This window comes from Streptococcus sp. DTU_2020_1001019_1_SI_AUS_MUR_006, from assembly GCF_032340315.1.
Taxonomy (GTDB): Bacteria; Bacillota; Bacilli; order Lactobacillales; family Streptococcaceae; genus Streptococcus.
This window is the reverse complement of sequence record NZ_CP135436.1, coordinates 312,058-328,621: the sequence shown is the minus strand read 5'-3', so window position 1 is coordinate 328,621 and position 16,564 is coordinate 312,058. Positions and strand designations below refer to the sequence as shown.

Genomic DNA, 16,564 nt, shown 5'->3' with positions numbered 1-16,564 from the left:
TTTCCAACTTTGTGCATAGCACACGATTTAAAACTAAAGAGGTGAAAACTGTGATTTCTAAACCAGATAAAAACAAACTCCGCCAAAAACGCCACCGTCGCGTTCGCGGAAAACTCTCTGGAACTGCTGATCGCCCACGTTTGAACGTATTCCGTTCTAATACAGGCATCTACGCTCAAGTTATTGATGACGTAGCGGGTGTAACGCTCGCAAGTGCTTCAACTCTTGACAAAGAAGTTTCAAAAGGAACAAAAACTGAACAAGCCGTTGCTGTCGGTAAACTCGTTGCAGAACGTGCAAACGCTAAAGGTATTTCAGAAGTGGTGTTCGACCGCGGTGGATATCTATATCACGGACGTGTGAAAGCTTTGGCTGATGCAGCTCGTGAAAACGGATTGAAATTCTAATAGGAGGACACTAGAAAATGGCATTTAAAGACAATGCAGTTGAATTAGAAGAACGCGTAGTTGCTGTTAACCGTGTTACTAAAGTTGTTAAAGGTGGACGTCGTCTTCGTTTTGCAGCTCTTGTAGTCGTTGGTGACCACAACGGTCGCGTAGGATTTGGTACTGGTAAAGCTCAAGAAGTTCCAGAAGCAATCCGCAAAGCAGTAGAAGATGCTAAGAAAAACTTGATCGAAGTTCCTATGGTTGGAACAACAATCCCACACGAAGTTATTTCAGAATTCGGTGGAGCTAAAGTATTGTTGAAACCAGCTGTAGAAGGTTCTGGAGTTGCCGCTGGTGGTGCTGTTCGTGCCGTTATCGAGTTGGCAGGTGTAGCTGATGTTACATCTAAATCTCTTGGCTCAAATACTCCAATCAACATTGTTCGCGCAACTGTTGAAGGTTTGAAACAATTGAAACGCGCTGAAGAAGTTGCTGCCCTTCGTGGTATTTCAGTTTCTGATTTGGCATAAGAAAGGGGATAAAATGGCTCAAATTAAAATTACTTTGACTAAGTCTCCAATCGGACGCATTCCATCACAACGTAAAACTGTTGTAGCACTTGGACTTGGCAAATTGAACAGCTCTGTTATTAAAGAAGATAACCCAGCAGTACGTGGTATGATCACTGCAGTATCTCACTTGGTAACAGTTGAAGAAGTAAACTAATTAAATTTTAGGGGATGTGCAGTATACCATCCCCTAAAACTAGATATAGTCATCTTTGATGACAAACGTATAGGCGAGTTGATAGGAGAGACAACCTTTTCTCTCTTATCGGCGCTAGCATTTTACAAAAGAGGAGAAAATATATAATGAAACTTCATGAATTGAAACCTGCAGAAGGTTCTCGTAAAACTCGTAACCGTGTTGGTCGTGGTACTTCATCAGGTAACGGTAAAACATCTGGTCGTGGTCAAAAAGGTCAAAAAGCTCGTAGCGGTGGCGGAGTACGTCTTGGTTTTGAAGGTGGACAAACTCCATTGTTCCGTCGTCTTCCAAAACGTGGATTCACTAACATCAACGCTAAAGAATACGCAATTGTTAACCTTGACCAATTGAACGTCTTTGAAGATGGTGCAGAAGTAACTCCAGTTGTTCTTATCGAATCAGGAATTGTTAAAGCTGAAAAATCAGGTATCAAAATTCTTGGTAACGGTGAGTTGACTAAGAAATTGTCTGTAAAAGCAGCTAAATTCTCTAAATCAGCTGAAGAAGCTATCACTGCTAAAGGTGGTTCAGTAGAAGTCATCTAAGAGAGGTGACCTATGTTTTTTAAATTATTGAGAGAAGCCTTCAAAGTCAAGCAAGTTCGATCAAAAATTCTTTTTACAATTTTTATCGTCTTTGTCTTCCGTATCGGGACTAGCATTACGGTTCCATGGGTGAATGCCAATAGCTTGAATGCTTTGAGTGGTCTATCTTTTCTAAATATGTTAAGTTTGGTGTCTGGTAATGCCATGAAAAACTTTTCAGTTTTTGCACTTGGTGTTAGTCCATACATTACTGCTTCTATCGTTGTCCAACTCTTACAAATGGATTTATTACCGAAGTTTGTAGAGTGGGGCAAACAAGGGGAAGTTGGTCGTAGAAAGTTGAACCAGGCAACTCGATATATTGCCCTTGTTCTTGCATTCGTGCAATCTATCGGAATTACTGCTGGTTTTAATGCTTTATCTGGAGCCAAACTTTTGACTGTTCCTTTAACACCACAAGTTTTCCTTGTGATTGGAGCAATCCTAACAGCGGGTAGTATGATTGTAACTTGGTTGGGAGAGCAAATTACTGATAAGGGTTATGGAAATGGTGTTTCCATGATCATCTTTGCGGGGATTGTTGCTTCAATTCCTGATATGATCAAGGGAATTTATGTTGACTACTTTGTCAATGTACCAAGCAGTCGCTTGACTTCATCCCTCATTTTTGTTGCTATCTTAATCATAGCAGTCTTATTGATTGTTTACTTTACAACTTATGTTCAACAAGCTGAATATAAGATACCAATTCAGTATACTAAGGTAGCACAAGGAGCACCGTCAAGTTCCTATCTTCCATTGAAGATTAACCCTGCAGGAGTTATTCCAGTTATCTTTGCTAGCTCGATTACTGCAGCACCAGCGGCAATTTTACAATTTGTAAGTGCATCTGGTCTTGATTGGGCCTGGGTACGTAGTGCTCAGGAGTTGCTATCTACAACAGCCCCTACAGGTATCGCTCTGTACGCTCTGTTGATTATCCTCTTTACATTCTTCTATACATTTGTACAGATTAATCCAGAGAAGGCAGCAGAAAATTTGCAAAAGAGCGGTGCTTATATCCACGGTGTCCGTCCTGGTAAAGGGACAGAAGAGTATATGTCAAAACTTCTTCGTCGTCTCGCAACAGTCGGTTCCCTATTCCTAGGTGTTATTTCTATTTTACCTATTGTAGCTAAGGATTTATTCGGTCTTTCAGAAGTCGTTGCTTTTGGGGGAACAAGTCTTTTGATCATTATCTCAACAGGTATTGAAGGAATTAAACAGTTGGAAGGTTATTTATTGAAACGTAAGTATGTTGGTTTCATGAATACAACAGAATAATTGTAATAGAAAAGAAAATTCACTATTGCTCAGAGAGTGGAGTGTAAAAATCAAAGACCTTGTCAGATTTTTTACTCCTCTCTTCTATTTTGTTCTTAAATAGGAGTTGAAATGAATTTTTGCTTCTATTTAAAAACAAAAAAGGAGTTTGAATCATGAATCTTTTGATTATGGGATTGCCTGGTGCAGGTAAGGGAACACAAGCAGCTAGAATTGTGGAACAATTTCATGTAGCTCATATCTCAACAGGAGATATGTTCCGTGCGGCAATGGCTAACCAAACTGAAATGGGTGTCTTAGCTAAGTCTTATATCGACAAAGGCGAGTTGGTTCCAGATGAAGTTACAAATGGTATCGTGAAAGAGCGTCTCTCACAAGATGATATTAAAGAAACTGGTTTCTTGTTGGACGGGTACCCACGTACAATTGAACAAGCTCATGCCTTGGATAAAACTTTAGCTGAATTAGGGATTGAGCTTGAAGGTGTTATTAACATCGAAGTAAATCCAGATTGTCTTTTGGAGCGTTTGAGTGGTCGTATCATTCACCGTGAAACTGGCGAAACTTTCCACAAAGTTTTCAACCCACCAGTTGATTACAAAGAAGAAGACTACTATCAACGTGAAGATGACAAACCTGAAACAGTAAAACGTCGTTTGGATGTTAATATTGCCCAAGGTGAACCAATTATTGCCCACTATCGTGCAAAAGGTTTAGTACATGATATCGAGGGAAACCAAGATATCAATGATGTCTTTGCAGATATCGAAAAAGTATTGACAAAATTGAAATAAAAGCGTTTTTCATGCTTGCAAAATGTCTCTACAAATGTTATACTGAATTAGTCTGACTTATAATTGTTGTCTCTGTGTCTAGAGGCATCAAATCGAAATTTATGGAGGTACTTTTGCGTGGCAAAAGACGATGTGATTGAAGTTGAAGGTAAAGTAGTTGATACTATGCCGAATGCAATGTTTACGGTTGAACTTGAAAATGGACATCAGATTTTAGCAACAGTTTCTGGTAAAATTCGTAAAAACTATATTCGTATTTTAGCGGGAGATCGTGTTACTGTCGAAATGAGTCCATATGACTTGACACGTGGACGTATCACTTACCGCTTTAAATAATCGAAAAACTTGGAGGGATAAGAAATGAAAGTAAGACCATCGGTCAAACCAATTTGCGAATACTGTAAAGTAATTCGTCGTAATGGTCGTGTTATGGTAATTTGCCCAGCAAATCCAAAACACAAACAACGTCAAGGATAAGATAGAAAGGAGAAAACATGGCTCGTATTGCTGGAGTTGACATTCCAAATGACAAACGCGTAGTAATTTCATTGACTTATGTGTACGGTATCGGACTTCCAACATCTAAGAAAATCTTGGCAGCTGCTGGAATTTCAGAAGATGTACGTGTTCGCGACCTTACACCAGATCAAGAAGATGCTATCCGTCGTGAAGTGGATGCAATCAAAGTTGAAGGTGACCTTCGTCGTGAAGTTAACTTGAACATCAAACGTTTGATGGAAATCGGTTCATACCGTGGTATCCGTCACCGTCGTGGACTTCCTGTCCGTGGACAAAACACTAAAAACAACGCTCGCACTCGTAAAGGTAAAGCTGTTGCGATTGCTGGTAAGAAAAAATAATATAGGAGGTAAAAGTCTTGGCTAAACCAACACGTAAACGTCGTGTGAAAAAGAATATCGAATCTGGTATTGCTCATATTCACGCTACATTTAATAACACTATTGTTATGATTACTGATGTGCATGGTAATGCAATTGCTTGGTCATCAGCTGGTGCTCTTGGTTTCAAAGGTTCTCGTAAATCTACACCATTTGCTGCTCAAATGGCTTCTGAAGCTGCTGCTAAATCTGCACAAGAACACGGTCTTAAGTCAGTTGAAGTTACTGTTAAAGGTCCAGGTTCTGGTCGTGAGTCAGCTATTCGTGCTCTTGCTGCCGCTGGTCTTGAAGTAACAGCAATTCGTGATGTGACTCCAGTGCCACACAATGGTGCTCGTCCTCCAAAACGTCGCCGTGTATAATCATAACCTTACACTGCTTTTCGTTTAAGAGGGAGTAACTAAATGATCGAGTTTGAAAAACCAAATATAACAAAAATTGATGAAAATAAAGATTATGGCAAGTTTGTAATCGAACCGCTTGAACGTGGTTACGGTACAACACTTGGTAACTCTCTTCGTCGTGTACTTCTAGCTTCTCTTCCAGGGGCTGCTGTAACATCTATCAATATCGAAGGTGTATTGCATGAATTTGATACAGTTCCGGGTGTTCGCGAAGACGTGATGCAAATCATTCTGAACATCAAAGGTATTGCAGTAAAATCTTACGTTAAAGACGAAAAGATCATTGAACTAGATGTGCAAGGTCCTGCTGAAATTACAGCTGGAGATATCTTGACAGATAGCGACATTGAAATTGTAAATCCAGATCATTATCTCTTTACAATCGGTGAAGGTTCTTCTCTAAAAGCGACAATGACTGTTAACAGTGGTCGTGGATATGTACCTGCTGATGAAAACAAAAAAGATAATGCACCAGTTGGAACACTTGCTGTAGATTCTATTTATACACCAGTTACAAAAGTCAACTATCAAGTTGAACCTGCTCGTGTAGGTAGCAATGATGGTTTCGACAAATTAACCCTTGAAATCTTGACTAATGGAACAATTATTCCAGAAGATGCTTTAGGGCTTTCAGCACGTATCTTGACAGAGCACCTTGATTTGTTTACAAATCTTACAGAGATTGCTAAGTCAGCAGAAGTGATGAAAGAAGCTGATACTGAATCGGACGACCGTATTTTGGAACGTACGATTGAGGAACTTGACTTGTCTGTGCGTTCATACAACTGTTTGAAACGTGCCGGTATCAACACTGTGCATGATTTGACAGAAAAATCTGAAGCAGAGATGATGAAAGTAAGAAATCTTGGACGCAAGAGTTTGGAAGAAGTGAAAGTCAAACTCATTGATTTGGGTCTTGGATTAAAAGATAAATAAAGGAGGAATAAATGGCTTACCGTAAACTAGGACGCACTAGCTCACAACGTAAAGCAATGCTTCGCGATTTGACAACTGACCTTTTGATCAACGAATCAATCGTGACAACTGAAGCTCGTGCTAAAGAAATCCGTAAAACTGTTGAAAAAATGATTACTCTAGGTAAACGTGGTGATTTGCATGCACGTCGTCAAGCAGCTGCTTTCGTACGTAATGAAATCGCATCTGAAAACTATGATGAAGCAACTGATAAGTACACTTCTACTACAGCACTTCAAAAATTGTTCTCAGAAATCGCACCTCGTTATGCTGAGCGTAACGGTGGATACACTCGTATCCTTAAGACTGAACCACGTCGTGGTGATGCAGCGCCAATGGCGATCATCGAATTAGTATAAAATCATCAATTTTGTTGAGTGTTATGATGATGGAGTCTTGTGCTCTTAGTCTAGCTCTGGTCTACCGCTAGGACTTATGTCCTAGCGGGAACACTCATCATAAGATGGTAAGGTAGACGCTTGTTTACGAAATTGTTTTTTACTTAAGAACAATTTCGTAAGCAGGCGTTTTTGAGTATTTTAGTAAGAAATATGCTATACTATTGAAAAAGAAAATCAACAATGTTCATTTTTTCAAAAATATTCTATAAAGAGATTATGTGCCAATAAATTATCAGTTTTAAGTTCTAAACTAGCGACTTGGTAAAAAATATTAGCCTGGTACAAGATCAACTAAGAGATTTTTTTTAGGGTTTCAACTTGGATAATTATTCACTATTAAGTGATTTAGTTACTCTATCCTCCTTTTTCATTTTATTTTTGTCCAAAATGGATATCGTTCTGTGTTAGAAATGGAGTTTAATCATGAAAGCTATTATTACTGTTGTTGGTAAAGATAAATCTGGAATTGTTGCAGGTGTTGCGACAAAAATTGCTGAATTAGGCTTAAATATTGATGATATCTCACAAACAGTCTTAGACGAATTCTTTACTATGATGGCTGTGGTATCTAGTGATGAAAAACAAGATTTTACACATCTTAGAAACGAATTTGAGGTTTTTGGTCAGACTTTGAATGTCAAAATCAATATTCAAAGTGCAGCTATTTTTGATGCTATGTACAATATCTAGGAGGTATTTATGGATATTAGACAAGTTACCGAAACAATCGCCATGATTGAGGAGCAAAACTTTGACATTAGAACCATTACCATGGGGATTTCCCTTTTGGACTGTATCGATCCAGATATCAATCGTGCTGCAGAAAAAATATATGAAAAGATTACTACAAAAGCAGCTAATTTAGTAGCTGTTGGGGATGAAATTGCGGCTGAGTTGGGCATTCCCATCGTAAATAAACGTGTATCAGTTACTCCAATTTCCTTGATTGGTGCTGCTACCGATGCGACGGATTATGTAGTCTTGGCTAAAGCACTGGATAAAGCTGCGAAAGAAATTGGTGTTGACTTCATTGGTGGTTTTTCAGCCTTGGTACAAAAGGGTTATCAAAAAGGTGATGAAATTCTTATCAACTCCATTCCTCGTGCTTTGGCAGAAACGGATAAGGTGTGTTCATCAGTAAATATTGGTTCGACTAAATCGGGTATCAATATGACCGCAGTAGCGGATATGGGACGCATTATCAAGGAAACAGCTTCTTTATCTGATATGGGGGCGGCTAAATTGGTTGTATTTGCCAACGCGGTAGAGGACAATCCTTTTATGGCAGGCGCTTTTCATGGTGTTGGTGAAGCAGATGTCATCATCAATGTCGGTGTTTCTGGTCCAGGTGTTGTTAAACGTGCCTTGGAAAAGGTTCGTGGTCAGAGCTTTGATGTTGTTGCTGAAACTGTTAAAAAGACAGCCTTCAAGATTACCCGCATTGGTCAATTAGTCGGTCAAATGGCTAGTGAGCGACTTGGAGTTGATTTTGGAATTGTCGATCTGAGTTTGGCTCCAACTCCAGCAGTGGGTGATTCTGTAGCCCGTGTCCTTGAAGAGATGGGACTGGAAACAGTTGGAACTCATGGAACGACTGCTGCCTTGGCTCTCTTGAATGACCAAGTTAAGAAGGGCGGAGTTATGGCTTGCAACCAAGTCGGTGGTTTGTCTGGTGCCTTTATCCCAGTTTCTGAGGACGAGGGAATGATTGCTGCTGTGCAAAATGGCTCCCTTAATTTGGAAAAACTAGAAGCTATGACGGCTATCTGTTCAGTTGGTTTGGATATGATTGCCATTCCTGAAGATACACCTGCAGAAACAATTGCAGCAATGATTGCGGATGAAGCTGCTATCGGAGTCATCAATATGAAAACAACTGCTGTACGTATTATTCCAAAAGGAAAAGAAGGCGATATGATTGAATTTGGTGGTCTTTTAGGAACAGCTCCAGTCATGAAGGTCAACGGTGCATCATCTGTTGATTTCATTGCACGTGGAGGGCAAATCCCAGCTCCAATCCATAGTTTTAAAAATTAAAAAGAAATTGAATCTGTTTAAGTTGGGTTTAAGGATAGACCTGTATACTACTATCATTAAATAAAGACCTCCTAACTTTATTTAATTAAAATCCTAACTTTTTCATAATAATCTCCTACAAAAGTCACTCCAAAGGGTGACTTTTGTTTTATCTCAAGAGAAAATAAAGAAAGTAGCATGTTCAAATTTGTAAATTTGTTCAAAAATAAGATGATTTAAAGGATAAAACCAGTTTTTTCATTCTGTAAAATGGGCTAAAACCTTGCTATGATTGGCTTTTTGAAAAATTATGGTATAATAGTAGTAGTTTTAATAGATGGAGTTGAATTTTGAAAAAACGCTTTCGTGTAAAAAAAGAGAAAGATTTTAGTGCAATATTTAAAAAAGGGGAGAGTTTTGCTAATCGTAAATTTGTTATTTATCGATTAGAAAATAATGAACAGCATTTTCGAGTTGGCCTATCTGTCAGTAAAAAATTAGGAAACGCTGTCACGAGGAATCAGATCAAGAGAAGAATTCGACATATTCTGATTGAACATAAAAATCAGCTGGTTGAAAATGTAGATTTTGTTGTGATTGCTCGAAAAGGTGTTGAAATCTTGGACTACGCGGAAATGAAAAAAAATCTACTTCACGTATTAAAGTTATCAAAGATTTACCAGGAAGGAAATGGGAGTGAAAAAGAAATTACAGTTGACTAGCTTAGTGGTGCTTGCTTTATTTGTGATGAGCGCCTGCACGGCTAATGGTACGACGAGTGAGATTACAGCTGAATCAACAGGCTTTTGGAGTAAATTTGTTTATTTTTTTGCTGAAACTATTCGCTTTTTATCATTTGATACAAGTATTGGTCTGGGGATTATTTTATTTACCCTTTTAATCAGAACCATTCTTTTACCAGTCTTTCAGATACAGATGGTGGCATCTAGAAAGATGCAAGAAGTACAACCACTGGTTAAGGAGTTGCGAGAACGTTATCCGGGACGGGATATGGAGAGCCGTACCAAGCTGGATCAAGAAATGCGTCAGTTGTTCAAGCAACATGGTGTGAAGCAGTCAGCTTCTCTTTGGCCAATCTTAATCCAAATGCCAGTCTTGTTGGCCTTGTTCCAAGCTTTGAGTAGGGTAGAATTTCTAAAAACGGGTCATTTCTTATGGATTAACCTTGGTGGTGTTGATACGACCTTTGTTTTGCCTATTCTGGCAGCTATCTTTACTTTCCTTAGCACCTGGTTATCCAATAAGGCCATGGTTGAGAAAAATGGTGCTATGACAGGAATGATGTATGCAATGCCAGTCATGATTTTCTTCTTTGCCATGTATTCACCAAGTGGGGTTGCCTTATACTGGGCGGTATCCAATGCTTATCAGGTGCTCCAAACCTATTTGCTCAACAATCCATTTAAGATTATTGCAGAGCGTGAGGCGGGAGTACAGGCTAGGAAGGATTTAGAAATCAAGAAGAGAAAAGCTCTCAAGAAAGCACAGAAAAAGAAAAAGTAAGGAGGAATCTTGTAATGGTATTATTTACAGGTTCAACTGTTGAGGAAGCGATCCAAACGGGATTGAAGGAATTGGGGATTCCTAGAATGAAGGCGCATATCAAGGTTGTCTCAAGGGAGAAAAAAGGTTTCTTTGGCCTTTTTGGGAAGAAACCAGCGCAAGTTGATATCGAAGCAATTAGTGAGACAACTGTTGTGAAGGCAAATCAGCAAGCAGTCAAAGGAGTTCCAAAGGAAGTTAATGCTAAGAACGAACCCGTTAAGACTGTTAGTGAGGCAACAGTAGACTTAGGTCATGTTGTTGAAGCAATCAAGAAAATCGAGGAAGAAGGACAAGGAATCTCTGAAGAGGTTAAGGCCGAAATTCTAAAAAATGAGAAAGAGGCTAGTACAATTTTAGAGGAGACTGGTCATATTGCCATTCTAAAAGATTTACTGCCAGAAGAATCTAAAGAGCAGGAAGAAGTCGAGCAGAATGATGATTTAGAAAATCTAGGTTTGAAGATTGAACCGACCTATGATATTGACCAGGTGGTTGAAGAAGTGACCAGCTATGTTCAAGGTATTATTGATGATATGGATGTTGAGGGAGCAATTTCAAGTACCTCAAATCGCCGTTCTATCAATATGCAAATTGATACCAATGAACCGGGCCGTATTATCGGTTACCATGGTAAGGTTTTGAAATCTCTTCAGCTCTTAGCACAAAATTATCTTTATAACCGCTATTCAAGAACCTTCTATATTACCATCAATGTTAATGATTATGTAGAGCACCGTGCAGAAGTCTTGCAGAGCTATGCACAGAAGTTAGCTACACGTGTCCTAGAAGAGGGGCGTAGTCAGGTGACTGATCCAATGTCTAGCAGCGAACGTAAAATCATCCATCGTATTATTTCACGTATGGAGGGTATCACTAGTTATTCAGAAGGTGATGAGCCAAATCGTTACGTTGTGGTTGATACAGAATAATCAAAGCAAAATCAGGGGCACCCTGATTTTTTGCTATCTAAGGGAGGTTGATCTTATGTTGAATACAATGAGAGAATATCTAGCTTTCTCTGGCTTACAGTATCAAAAACCAGAGAAGGCAGGTCAAGAAGTTGAAAAAATGCTTTATTTGAGGAGTAAGGGGCAGGAGGCTAGAAAGGTCTTTACACACTTAGCCAAGGCTTTTCAAGAAGGACATCCAGAATGGAACCTTCAAGGGACGAGTCAGTGGATGAATCAAGCCCAACGTTTGCGACCGCATTTCTGGGCCTATCTACAGCGTGAGGGGGAAGTGTCAGAACCTATGTTGGCCCTTCGTTTGTATGGAAACCCTTCTGATTTTGGAGTTTCACTAGAAGTGAGTTTTATTGAACGTAAGAAGGATGAGCGAACATTAGGCAAACAAGCCAAGGTCCTAGAAGTTCCAGTGGTAGAAGGAATTTATTATTTAGTATACTCAGAGGGAGAAAGTCAAAGGATGGAGGCTACTGAGGAAAATCGCCGAGTTTTAAGGAAAAAAATCTCCCATCAGGAAGTTCGCAAAGTTTTAGTTAAATCGGATGTTCCAGTGGCCGAAAATTCATCTGAAGAAGAAATCCTAGAAGCTCTACTGGAATCTTATGAAACAATTCTTCCCTTTTATCTAGCTACGAGAAAATAAGATAAGCCGTAAAATATCATAAATCATACAGTCCAAGAGTGAACAGTCCGCTGTGTAATTCTTGGTCTTTTTGTTTCCGTTTTCACATTATATAATAAACTTACAAAAACAATTCAAAAGGAGAACAATTATGGAAGTCATTTCAAGTGTTCTAAATTGGTTTTCTAGCAATATTTTGCAGAATCCCGCATTTTTCGTAGGTTTATTGGTGTTGATAGGATATGCACTTTTGAAAAAACCTGCTCATGACGTTTTCTCAGGTTTCGTTAAAGCAACAGTAGGATATATGTTGCTCAACGTGGGTGCTGGTGGTTTGGTTACAACCTTCCGTCCAATCTTGGCAGCCCTTAACTACAAATTCCAAATTGGTGCAGCGGTTATCGACCCTTACTTTGGACTTGCTGCAGCAAACAACAAAATTGCAGCTGAATTTCCAGATTTTGTCGGAACTGCAACTACAGCTCTGTTGATCGGTTTTGGAGTAAATATCTTGCTTGTAGCTCTACGCAAGATTACGAAAGTAAGAACCCTCTTTATTACTGGTCACATCATGGTACAACAAGCTGCGACTGTATCTCTTATGGTTCTATTCTTAGTCCCACAATTGCGAAATGCTTATGGTACAGCAGCAATCGGTATCATCTGTGGCCTTTACTGGGCAGTTAGTTCAAATATGACTGTTGAGGCAACTCAACGTCTGACTGGTGGTGGCGGATTTGCGATTGGTCACCAACAACAATTTGCAATCTGGTTTGTAGATAAAGTGGCAGGACGCTTTGGTAAGAAAGAAGAAAGTCTAGACAATCTTAAATTGCCTAAGTTCCTCTCAATCTTCCATGATACTGTTGTTGCATCTGCTACTTTGATGCTCGTATTCTTTGGAGCCATTCTGTTAATCTTGGGTCCAGACATTATGTCTAATAAAGAAGTCATCACTTCAGGAACTCTATTCAATCCTGCAAAACAAGATTTCTTTATGTACATTATCCAAACAGCCTTCACCTTCTCTGTTTACTTGTTCGTTTTGATGCAAGGTGTCCGCATGTTCGTATCTGAGTTGACAAATGCCTTCCAAGGTATTTCAAACAAATTGTTGCCTGGTTCATTCCCAGCGGTCGACGTTGCAGCTTCTTATGGATTTGGTTCACCAAATGCGGTCTTGTCAGGATTTGCCTTTGGTTTGATTGGTCAATTGATTACAATTGTCTTGCTCATCGTCTTTAAAAACCCTATCCTTATTATTACAGGATTTGTACCAGTGTTCTTTGATAATGCCGCCATCGCGGTCTATGCTGATAAGCGTGGCGGATGGAAAGCAGCCGTTATCCTATCTTTCATCTCAGGTGTCCTTCAAGTTGCTCTAGGAGCTCTTTGTGTGGCCCTTCTCGACTTAGCATCTTACGGTGGTTACCATGGAAATATCGACTTCGAATTCCCATGGCTTGGATTTGGATACATCTTCAAATATCTCGGTATTGTTGGTTATGTACTTGTATGTCTCTTCTTGCTTGTTATTCCTCAACTTCAATTTGCCAAAGCAAAAGATAAAGAGAAATATTACAAGGGTGAAGTTCAAGAAGAAGCTTAGTATCTAGAAAAGGAGAAAATAAAATGGTTAAAGTATTAGCAGCGTGCGGAAATGGAATGGGTTCATCTATGGTTATCAAGATGAAGGTTGAAAATGCCCTCCGTAAACTTAATCAAACAGATTTTACAGTCAATTCATGCAGTGTCGGTGAAGCAAAAGGTTTAGCAGCAGGCTATGACATCGTAATCGCTTCTCTTCATTTAATCCAAGAATTGGAAGGTCGGACTAATGGGAAGTTAATTGGGCTTGACAACTTGATGGATGATAAAGAAATCACTGAAAAACTCAGTCAAGCACTACAGTAAAAGGTTGGAGGGGGCTGGACAGAAACTGAGAGTTATCGTTTCTGTCCTTCTCCCTCTTTAAATAAAGGAGGCAGATATGAATTTAAAACAAGCTTTAATTGACAATGACTCGATCCGACTAGGGTTAGAAGCTAAGGATTGGAAAGAAGCAGTCAGGGTAGCAGTAGATCCCTTGATTGAAAGTGGGGCGATTTTGCCAGAGTATTACGATGCTATCATCGAATCAACTGAAGAGTATGGGCCTTATTATATTTTAATGCCAGGTATGGCTATGCCCCATGCTAGACCTGAAGCTGGAGTGCAAAGAGATGCCTTTTCATTGATTACCTTACAAAATCCGGTTGTATTTTCAGATGGGAAAGAGGTCTCTGTTTTGCTTGCACTAGCGGCAACAAGCTCAAAAATTCACACGAGTGTAGCTATTCCACAAATCATTGCCTTATTTGAATTAGAAGATTCTATTGCACGTTTACAGGCTTGCCAGACTAAAGAAGATGTCTTGGAAATGATCGAAGAATCTAAGGATAGCCCTTATCTTGAAGGATTGGATTTGGAAAGTTAGAAAGAGGAATAAAGAAATGACAAAAAGAATACCTAATTTACAAGTTGCATTAGACCATTCAGACTTGCAAGGAGCGATTAAAGCAGCTGTTTCTGTTGGTCAGGAAGTAGATATTATCGAAGCTGGAACTGTTTGCTTGCTTCAAGTTGGAAGTGAACTGGTTGAAGTCTTGCGCAGTCTTTTCCCAGATAAGATTATTGTGGCAGATACAAAATGTGCTGATGCTGGTGGAACAGTTGCCAAAAATAATGCCGTTCGTGGAGCAGATTGGATGACTTGTATCTGTTGTGCAACCATCCCTACTATGGAAGCAGCTCTAAAGGCTATCAAGGCTGAACGTGGGGACCGAGGCGAAATCCAGATCGAGCTTTATGGTGATTGGACTTTTGAACAAGCTCAGCTTTGGCTAGATGCTGGTATCTCACAAGCTATTTATCACCAATCTCGTGATGCCCTTCTTGCTGGTGAAACTTGGGGTGAAAAAGACCTTAATAAGGTTAAAAAACTCATTGACATGGGCTTCCGAGTTTCTGTAACAGGTGGTCTAGATGTAGATACTCTCAAACTCTTTGAAGGCGTTGATGTCTTTACCTTTATCGCAGGTCGTGGAATTACAGAGGCGGCGGATCCAGCAGGAGCAGCGCGTGCCTTCAAGGATGAAATCAAACGAATTTGGGGGTAAACCATGGCACGTCCAATTGGAATTTATGAAAAGGCAACCCCGACACACTTTACTTGGCTAGAACGTTTAAATTTTGCCAAGGAGTTAGGCTTTGATTTTGTCGAGATGTCTATTGACGAACGTGATGAGCGTTTAGCAAGACTTGACTGGAGCAAGGAAGAGCGCTTGGAAGTTGTCAAAGCGATTTATGAAACTGGAGTTCGTATTCCTTCTATCTGTTTTTCAGGTCATCGTCGCTACCCATTGGGATCAAATGATCCAGTTCTAGAGGAAAAATCTCTGGAACTCATGAAAAAATGTATCGAATTAGCTCAGGATTTGGGAGTTCGTACGATTCAATTAGCTGGTTACGATGTTTACTATGAGGAAAAGTCACCCCAGACACGCCAACGTTTTATCAAAAATTTGAGAAAAGCTTGTGACTGGGCTGAAGAAGCTCAGGTGCTACTTGCCATTGAAATTATGGATGATCCTTTTATCAATAGCATCGAAAAATACTTGGCTGTAGAGAAAGAGATTGACTCTCCCTATCTCTTTGTCTATCCAGATATTGGTAATGTGTCTGCATGGCATAATGATGTCTACAGTGAGTTTTATCTCGGCCATCATGCTATTGCAGCTCTTCATCTCAAGGATACTTATGCAGTGACAGAAAGTTCAAAGGGCCAATTCCGAGATGTACCTTTCGGGCAAGGTTGTGTCAAATGGGAAGAAGCTTTCGATATTTTAAAGCAAACCAATTATAATGGTCCTTTCCTAATCGAAATGTGGTCTGAAAATTGTGAAACTGTAGAAGAAACACGTGCAGCCATTCAAGAGGCCCAAGCCTTTCTCTACCCACTAATTAAGAAAGTAGGTTTGATGTAAGATGAATCAAGTAATCAATGCTATGCGTAAACGAGTCTGTGATGCCAATCAATCATTGCCAAAACATGGACTTGTTAAATTTACCTGGGGCAATGTATCGGAAGTCAATCGCGAACTCGGTGTCATTGTTATCAAACCATCAGGTGTGGATTATGACGAATTGACACCTGAAAATATGGTGGTAACTGACCTGGATGGCAAGGTTCTAGAAGGAGATCTAAGACCATCTTCGGACCTCCCAACTCATGTGCAGTTATATAAGGCTTGGCCAGAGATTGCTAGTGTGGTCCATACCCATTCGACAGAAGCTGTTGGTTGGGCTCAGGCAGGTCGTGATATTCCTTTCTATGGAACAACCCATGCGGATTATTTCTACGGTTCAATCCCTTGCGCTCGTAGTTTGACTAAGGATGAAGTAGAAGTAGCCTATGAAAAAGATACTGGCCTAGTTATCGTAGAAGAGTTTGAACGTCGTGGTCTCAACCCTGTTGAAGTACCAGGGATTGTCGTACGTAATCACGGTCCATTCACCTGGGGCAAAAACCCAGAGAATGCTGTCTATCACTCTGTTGTATTAGAGGAAGTATCTAAGATGAATCGCTTTACAGAGCAAATCAATCCAAGAGTTGAACCTGCTCCTCAGTACATCCTAGAAAAACACTACCAACGTAAACATGGACCAAATGCTTATTACGGTCAAAAGAAATAAGAAATTGAATTGAAAAGAGGCTAGGACCTTTCGATCCAAGCCTCGCTTTTGTAGTTGTCAGTATCCACTGTTAAGAGTTTACAGCATATAATTGCAAAGTCTGTACGAATGTGATACCATTATAAAGTTGTTTTGGAAGCGATTGACAAATAGAGGAGTATGA

Annotated in this window: 24 protein-coding genes; all 24 read left to right on the top strand. The window is 39.7% G+C overall.

All coding sequences use genetic code 11. The features are described 5' to 3' along the window. Positions 1–50 precede the first annotated feature (50 nt). The 24 genes from rplR (at position 51) to RRU92_RS01515 (ending at position 16,401) form a co-directional block, all read left to right on the top strand. Entirely contained in the window at positions 51–407 is a 357-nt protein-coding gene (gene rplR, locus RRU92_RS01630; RefSeq protein ID WP_000624044.1) for a 50S ribosomal protein L18, read from the top strand. 17 nt (positions 408–424) lie between these two features. Then, on the top strand, positions 425–919 hold the full coding sequence (gene rpsE, locus RRU92_RS01625) for a 30S ribosomal protein S5 (RefSeq protein WP_000874203.1): 495 nt from the start codon (positions 425–427) through the stop codon (positions 917–919). Positions 920–932: 13 nt separating this feature from the next. Then, positions 933–1,115, top strand: a complete 183-nt coding sequence (rpmD, locus tag RRU92_RS01620; RefSeq protein WP_000057243.1) for a 50S ribosomal protein L30 — start codon at positions 933–935, stop codon at positions 1,113–1,115. 146 nt (positions 1,116–1,261) lie between these two features. Further along, positions 1,262–1,702 (top strand): 50S ribosomal protein L15, encoded by a 441-nt coding sequence (gene rplO / locus RRU92_RS01615; RefSeq protein ID WP_000766079.1) that lies wholly within the window; start codon positions 1,262–1,264, stop codon positions 1,700–1,702. A 12-nt stretch (positions 1,703–1,714) separates the two neighbouring features. Continuing rightward, positions 1,715–3,025 carry a preprotein translocase subunit SecY gene (gene secY, locus RRU92_RS01610; RefSeq protein WP_315640121.1) on the top strand — a complete coding sequence of 437 codons (1,311 nt, stop codon included), beginning with the start codon at positions 1,715–1,717 and terminating at the stop codon, positions 3,023–3,025. A 155-nt stretch (positions 3,026–3,180) separates the two neighbouring features. Next, the gene (locus tag RRU92_RS01605; protein ID WP_315640119.1) at positions 3,181–3,819 is read left to right on the top strand and encodes an adenylate kinase; all 639 of its coding nucleotides are present in this window, start codon (positions 3,181–3,183) and stop codon (positions 3,817–3,819) included. Positions 3,820–3,936: 117 nt separating this feature from the next. Continuing rightward, the gene (infA, locus tag RRU92_RS01600; protein ID WP_001029883.1) at positions 3,937–4,155 is read left to right on the top strand and encodes a translation initiation factor IF-1; all 219 of its coding nucleotides are present in this window, start codon (positions 3,937–3,939) and stop codon (positions 4,153–4,155) included. Positions 4,156–4,179: 24 nt separating this feature from the next. Next, positions 4,180–4,296: a 50S ribosomal protein L36 gene (gene rpmJ, locus RRU92_RS01595; protein WP_001808836.1), complete on the top strand. Its 117-nt coding sequence runs from the start codon at positions 4,180–4,182 to the stop codon at positions 4,294–4,296. A gap of 17 nt (positions 4,297–4,313) precedes the next feature. Further along, positions 4,314–4,679 carry a 30S ribosomal protein S13 gene (gene rpsM / locus RRU92_RS01590; protein WP_000090783.1) on the top strand — a complete coding sequence of 122 codons (366 nt, stop codon included), beginning with the start codon at positions 4,314–4,316 and terminating at the stop codon, positions 4,677–4,679. Between the two features lie 17 nt (positions 4,680–4,696). Further along, positions 4,697–5,080, top strand: a complete 384-nt coding sequence (gene rpsK / locus RRU92_RS01585) for a 30S ribosomal protein S11 (protein ID WP_001118385.1) — start codon at positions 4,697–4,699, stop codon at positions 5,078–5,080. 42 nt (positions 5,081–5,122) lie between these two features. Continuing rightward, positions 5,123–6,058 carry a DNA-directed RNA polymerase subunit alpha gene (locus tag RRU92_RS01580; RefSeq protein ID WP_000568996.1) on the top strand — a complete coding sequence of 312 codons (936 nt, stop codon included), beginning with the start codon at positions 5,123–5,125 and terminating at the stop codon, positions 6,056–6,058. A gap of 11 nt (positions 6,059–6,069) precedes the next feature. Further along, entirely contained in the window at positions 6,070–6,456 is a 387-nt protein-coding gene (gene rplQ / locus RRU92_RS01575) for a 50S ribosomal protein L17 (protein ID WP_000331493.1), read from the top strand. Positions 6,457–6,921: 465 nt separating this feature from the next. Continuing rightward, positions 6,922–7,188: an ACT domain-containing protein gene (locus RRU92_RS01570; protein ID WP_000644115.1), complete on the top strand. Its 267-nt coding sequence runs from the start codon at positions 6,922–6,924 to the stop codon at positions 7,186–7,188. 9 nt (positions 7,189–7,197) lie between these two features. Continuing rightward, complete coding sequence (locus tag RRU92_RS01565; protein WP_049504880.1) at positions 7,198–8,535, top strand: PFL family protein; 1,338 nt, start codon at positions 7,198–7,200, stop codon at positions 8,533–8,535. 329 nt (positions 8,536–8,864) lie between these two features. Further along, entirely contained in the window at positions 8,865–9,236 is a 372-nt protein-coding gene (gene rnpA / locus RRU92_RS01560) for a ribonuclease P protein component (RefSeq protein WP_153224692.1), read from the top strand. Beyond that, the gene (locus RRU92_RS01555) at positions 9,211–10,038 is read left to right on the top strand and encodes a YidC/Oxa1 family membrane protein insertase (protein WP_315640104.1); all 828 of its coding nucleotides are present in this window, start codon (positions 9,211–9,213) and stop codon (positions 10,036–10,038) included. Before rnpA ends, RRU92_RS01555 begins: the two co-directional genes overlap by 26 nt. Before the next feature lie 14 nt (positions 10,039–10,052). Next, positions 10,053–11,009, top strand: coding sequence for an RNA-binding cell elongation regulator Jag/EloR (gene jag / locus RRU92_RS01550; RefSeq protein ID WP_315640103.1), 957 nt, complete (start codon positions 10,053–10,055; stop codon positions 11,007–11,009). A 55-nt stretch (positions 11,010–11,064) separates the two neighbouring features. Further along, positions 11,065–11,688, top strand: a complete 624-nt coding sequence (locus RRU92_RS01545; RefSeq protein WP_315640102.1) for an HI_0552 family protein — start codon at positions 11,065–11,067, stop codon at positions 11,686–11,688. A 130-nt stretch (positions 11,689–11,818) separates the two neighbouring features. Further along, positions 11,819–13,276, top strand: coding sequence for a PTS ascorbate transporter subunit IIC (locus RRU92_RS01540; RefSeq protein ID WP_049548841.1), 1,458 nt, complete (start codon positions 11,819–11,821; stop codon positions 13,274–13,276). Between the two features lie 23 nt (positions 13,277–13,299). After that, the gene (locus tag RRU92_RS01535; RefSeq protein ID WP_000241466.1) at positions 13,300–13,581 is read left to right on the top strand and encodes a PTS sugar transporter subunit IIB; all 282 of its coding nucleotides are present in this window, start codon (positions 13,300–13,302) and stop codon (positions 13,579–13,581) included. Positions 13,582–13,657: 76 nt separating this feature from the next. Beyond that, entirely contained in the window at positions 13,658–14,143 is a 486-nt protein-coding gene (locus RRU92_RS01530; RefSeq protein WP_311523468.1) for a PTS sugar transporter subunit IIA, read from the top strand. A gap of 16 nt (positions 14,144–14,159) precedes the next feature. Continuing rightward, positions 14,160–14,825: a 3-keto-L-gulonate-6-phosphate decarboxylase UlaD gene (locus RRU92_RS01525; protein ID WP_049548839.1), complete on the top strand. Its 666-nt coding sequence runs from the start codon at positions 14,160–14,162 to the stop codon at positions 14,823–14,825. Between the two features lie 3 nt (positions 14,826–14,828). After that, positions 14,829–15,692: an L-ribulose-5-phosphate 3-epimerase gene (locus RRU92_RS01520; RefSeq protein ID WP_311523469.1), complete on the top strand. Its 864-nt coding sequence runs from the start codon at positions 14,829–14,831 to the stop codon at positions 15,690–15,692. Position 15,693: 1 nt separating this feature from the next. Then, positions 15,694–16,401 carry an L-ribulose-5-phosphate 4-epimerase gene (locus RRU92_RS01515; RefSeq protein ID WP_006153388.1) on the top strand — a complete coding sequence of 236 codons (708 nt, stop codon included), beginning with the start codon at positions 15,694–15,696 and terminating at the stop codon, positions 16,399–16,401. The last annotated feature ends 163 nt before the right edge of the window (positions 16,402–16,564 follow it).

What these genes read in the sequence shown, in the direction of transcription:
- rpsE (WP_000874203.1), top strand. Translation starts at nt 425, where the DNA reads ATGGCATTTAAAGACAATGCAGTTGAATTAGAAGAACGCGTAGTTGCT.
- rpmD (WP_000057243.1), top strand. Translation starts at nt 933, where the DNA reads ATGGCTCAAATTAAAATTACTTTGACTAAGTCTCCAATCGGACGCATT.
- rplO (WP_000766079.1), top strand. Translation starts at nt 1,262, where the DNA reads ATGAAACTTCATGAATTGAAACCTGCAGAAGGTTCTCGTAAAACTCGT.
- secY (WP_315640121.1), top strand. Translation starts at nt 1,715, where the DNA reads ATGTTTTTTAAATTATTGAGAGAAGCCTTCAAAGTCAAGCAAGTTCGA.
- RRU92_RS01605 (WP_315640119.1), top strand. Translation starts at nt 3,181, where the DNA reads ATGAATCTTTTGATTATGGGATTGCCTGGTGCAGGTAAGGGAACACAA.
- rpmJ (WP_001808836.1), top strand. Translation starts at nt 4,180, where the DNA reads ATGAAAGTAAGACCATCGGTCAAACCAATTTGCGAATACTGTAAAGTA.
- rpsM (WP_000090783.1), top strand. Translation starts at nt 4,314, where the DNA reads ATGGCTCGTATTGCTGGAGTTGACATTCCAAATGACAAACGCGTAGTA.
- RRU92_RS01580 (WP_000568996.1), top strand. Translation starts at nt 5,123, where the DNA reads ATGATCGAGTTTGAAAAACCAAATATAACAAAAATTGATGAAAATAAA.
- rplQ (WP_000331493.1), top strand. Translation starts at nt 6,070, where the DNA reads ATGGCTTACCGTAAACTAGGACGCACTAGCTCACAACGTAAAGCAATG.
- RRU92_RS01570 (WP_000644115.1), top strand. Translation starts at nt 6,922, where the DNA reads ATGAAAGCTATTATTACTGTTGTTGGTAAAGATAAATCTGGAATTGTT.
- RRU92_RS01565 (WP_049504880.1), top strand. Translation starts at nt 7,198, where the DNA reads ATGGATATTAGACAAGTTACCGAAACAATCGCCATGATTGAGGAGCAA.
- jag (WP_315640103.1), top strand. Translation starts at nt 10,053, where the DNA reads ATGGTATTATTTACAGGTTCAACTGTTGAGGAAGCGATCCAAACGGGA.
- RRU92_RS01545 (WP_315640102.1), top strand. Translation starts at nt 11,065, where the DNA reads ATGTTGAATACAATGAGAGAATATCTAGCTTTCTCTGGCTTACAGTAT.
- RRU92_RS01540 (WP_049548841.1), top strand. Translation starts at nt 11,819, where the DNA reads ATGGAAGTCATTTCAAGTGTTCTAAATTGGTTTTCTAGCAATATTTTG.
- RRU92_RS01535 (WP_000241466.1), top strand. Translation starts at nt 13,300, where the DNA reads ATGGTTAAAGTATTAGCAGCGTGCGGAAATGGAATGGGTTCATCTATG.
- RRU92_RS01530 (WP_311523468.1), top strand. Translation starts at nt 13,658, where the DNA reads ATGAATTTAAAACAAGCTTTAATTGACAATGACTCGATCCGACTAGGG.
- RRU92_RS01525 (WP_049548839.1), top strand. Translation starts at nt 14,160, where the DNA reads ATGACAAAAAGAATACCTAATTTACAAGTTGCATTAGACCATTCAGAC.
- RRU92_RS01520 (WP_311523469.1), top strand. Translation starts at nt 14,829, where the DNA reads ATGGCACGTCCAATTGGAATTTATGAAAAGGCAACCCCGACACACTTT.
- RRU92_RS01515 (WP_006153388.1), top strand. Translation starts at nt 15,694, where the DNA reads ATGAATCAAGTAATCAATGCTATGCGTAAACGAGTCTGTGATGCCAAT.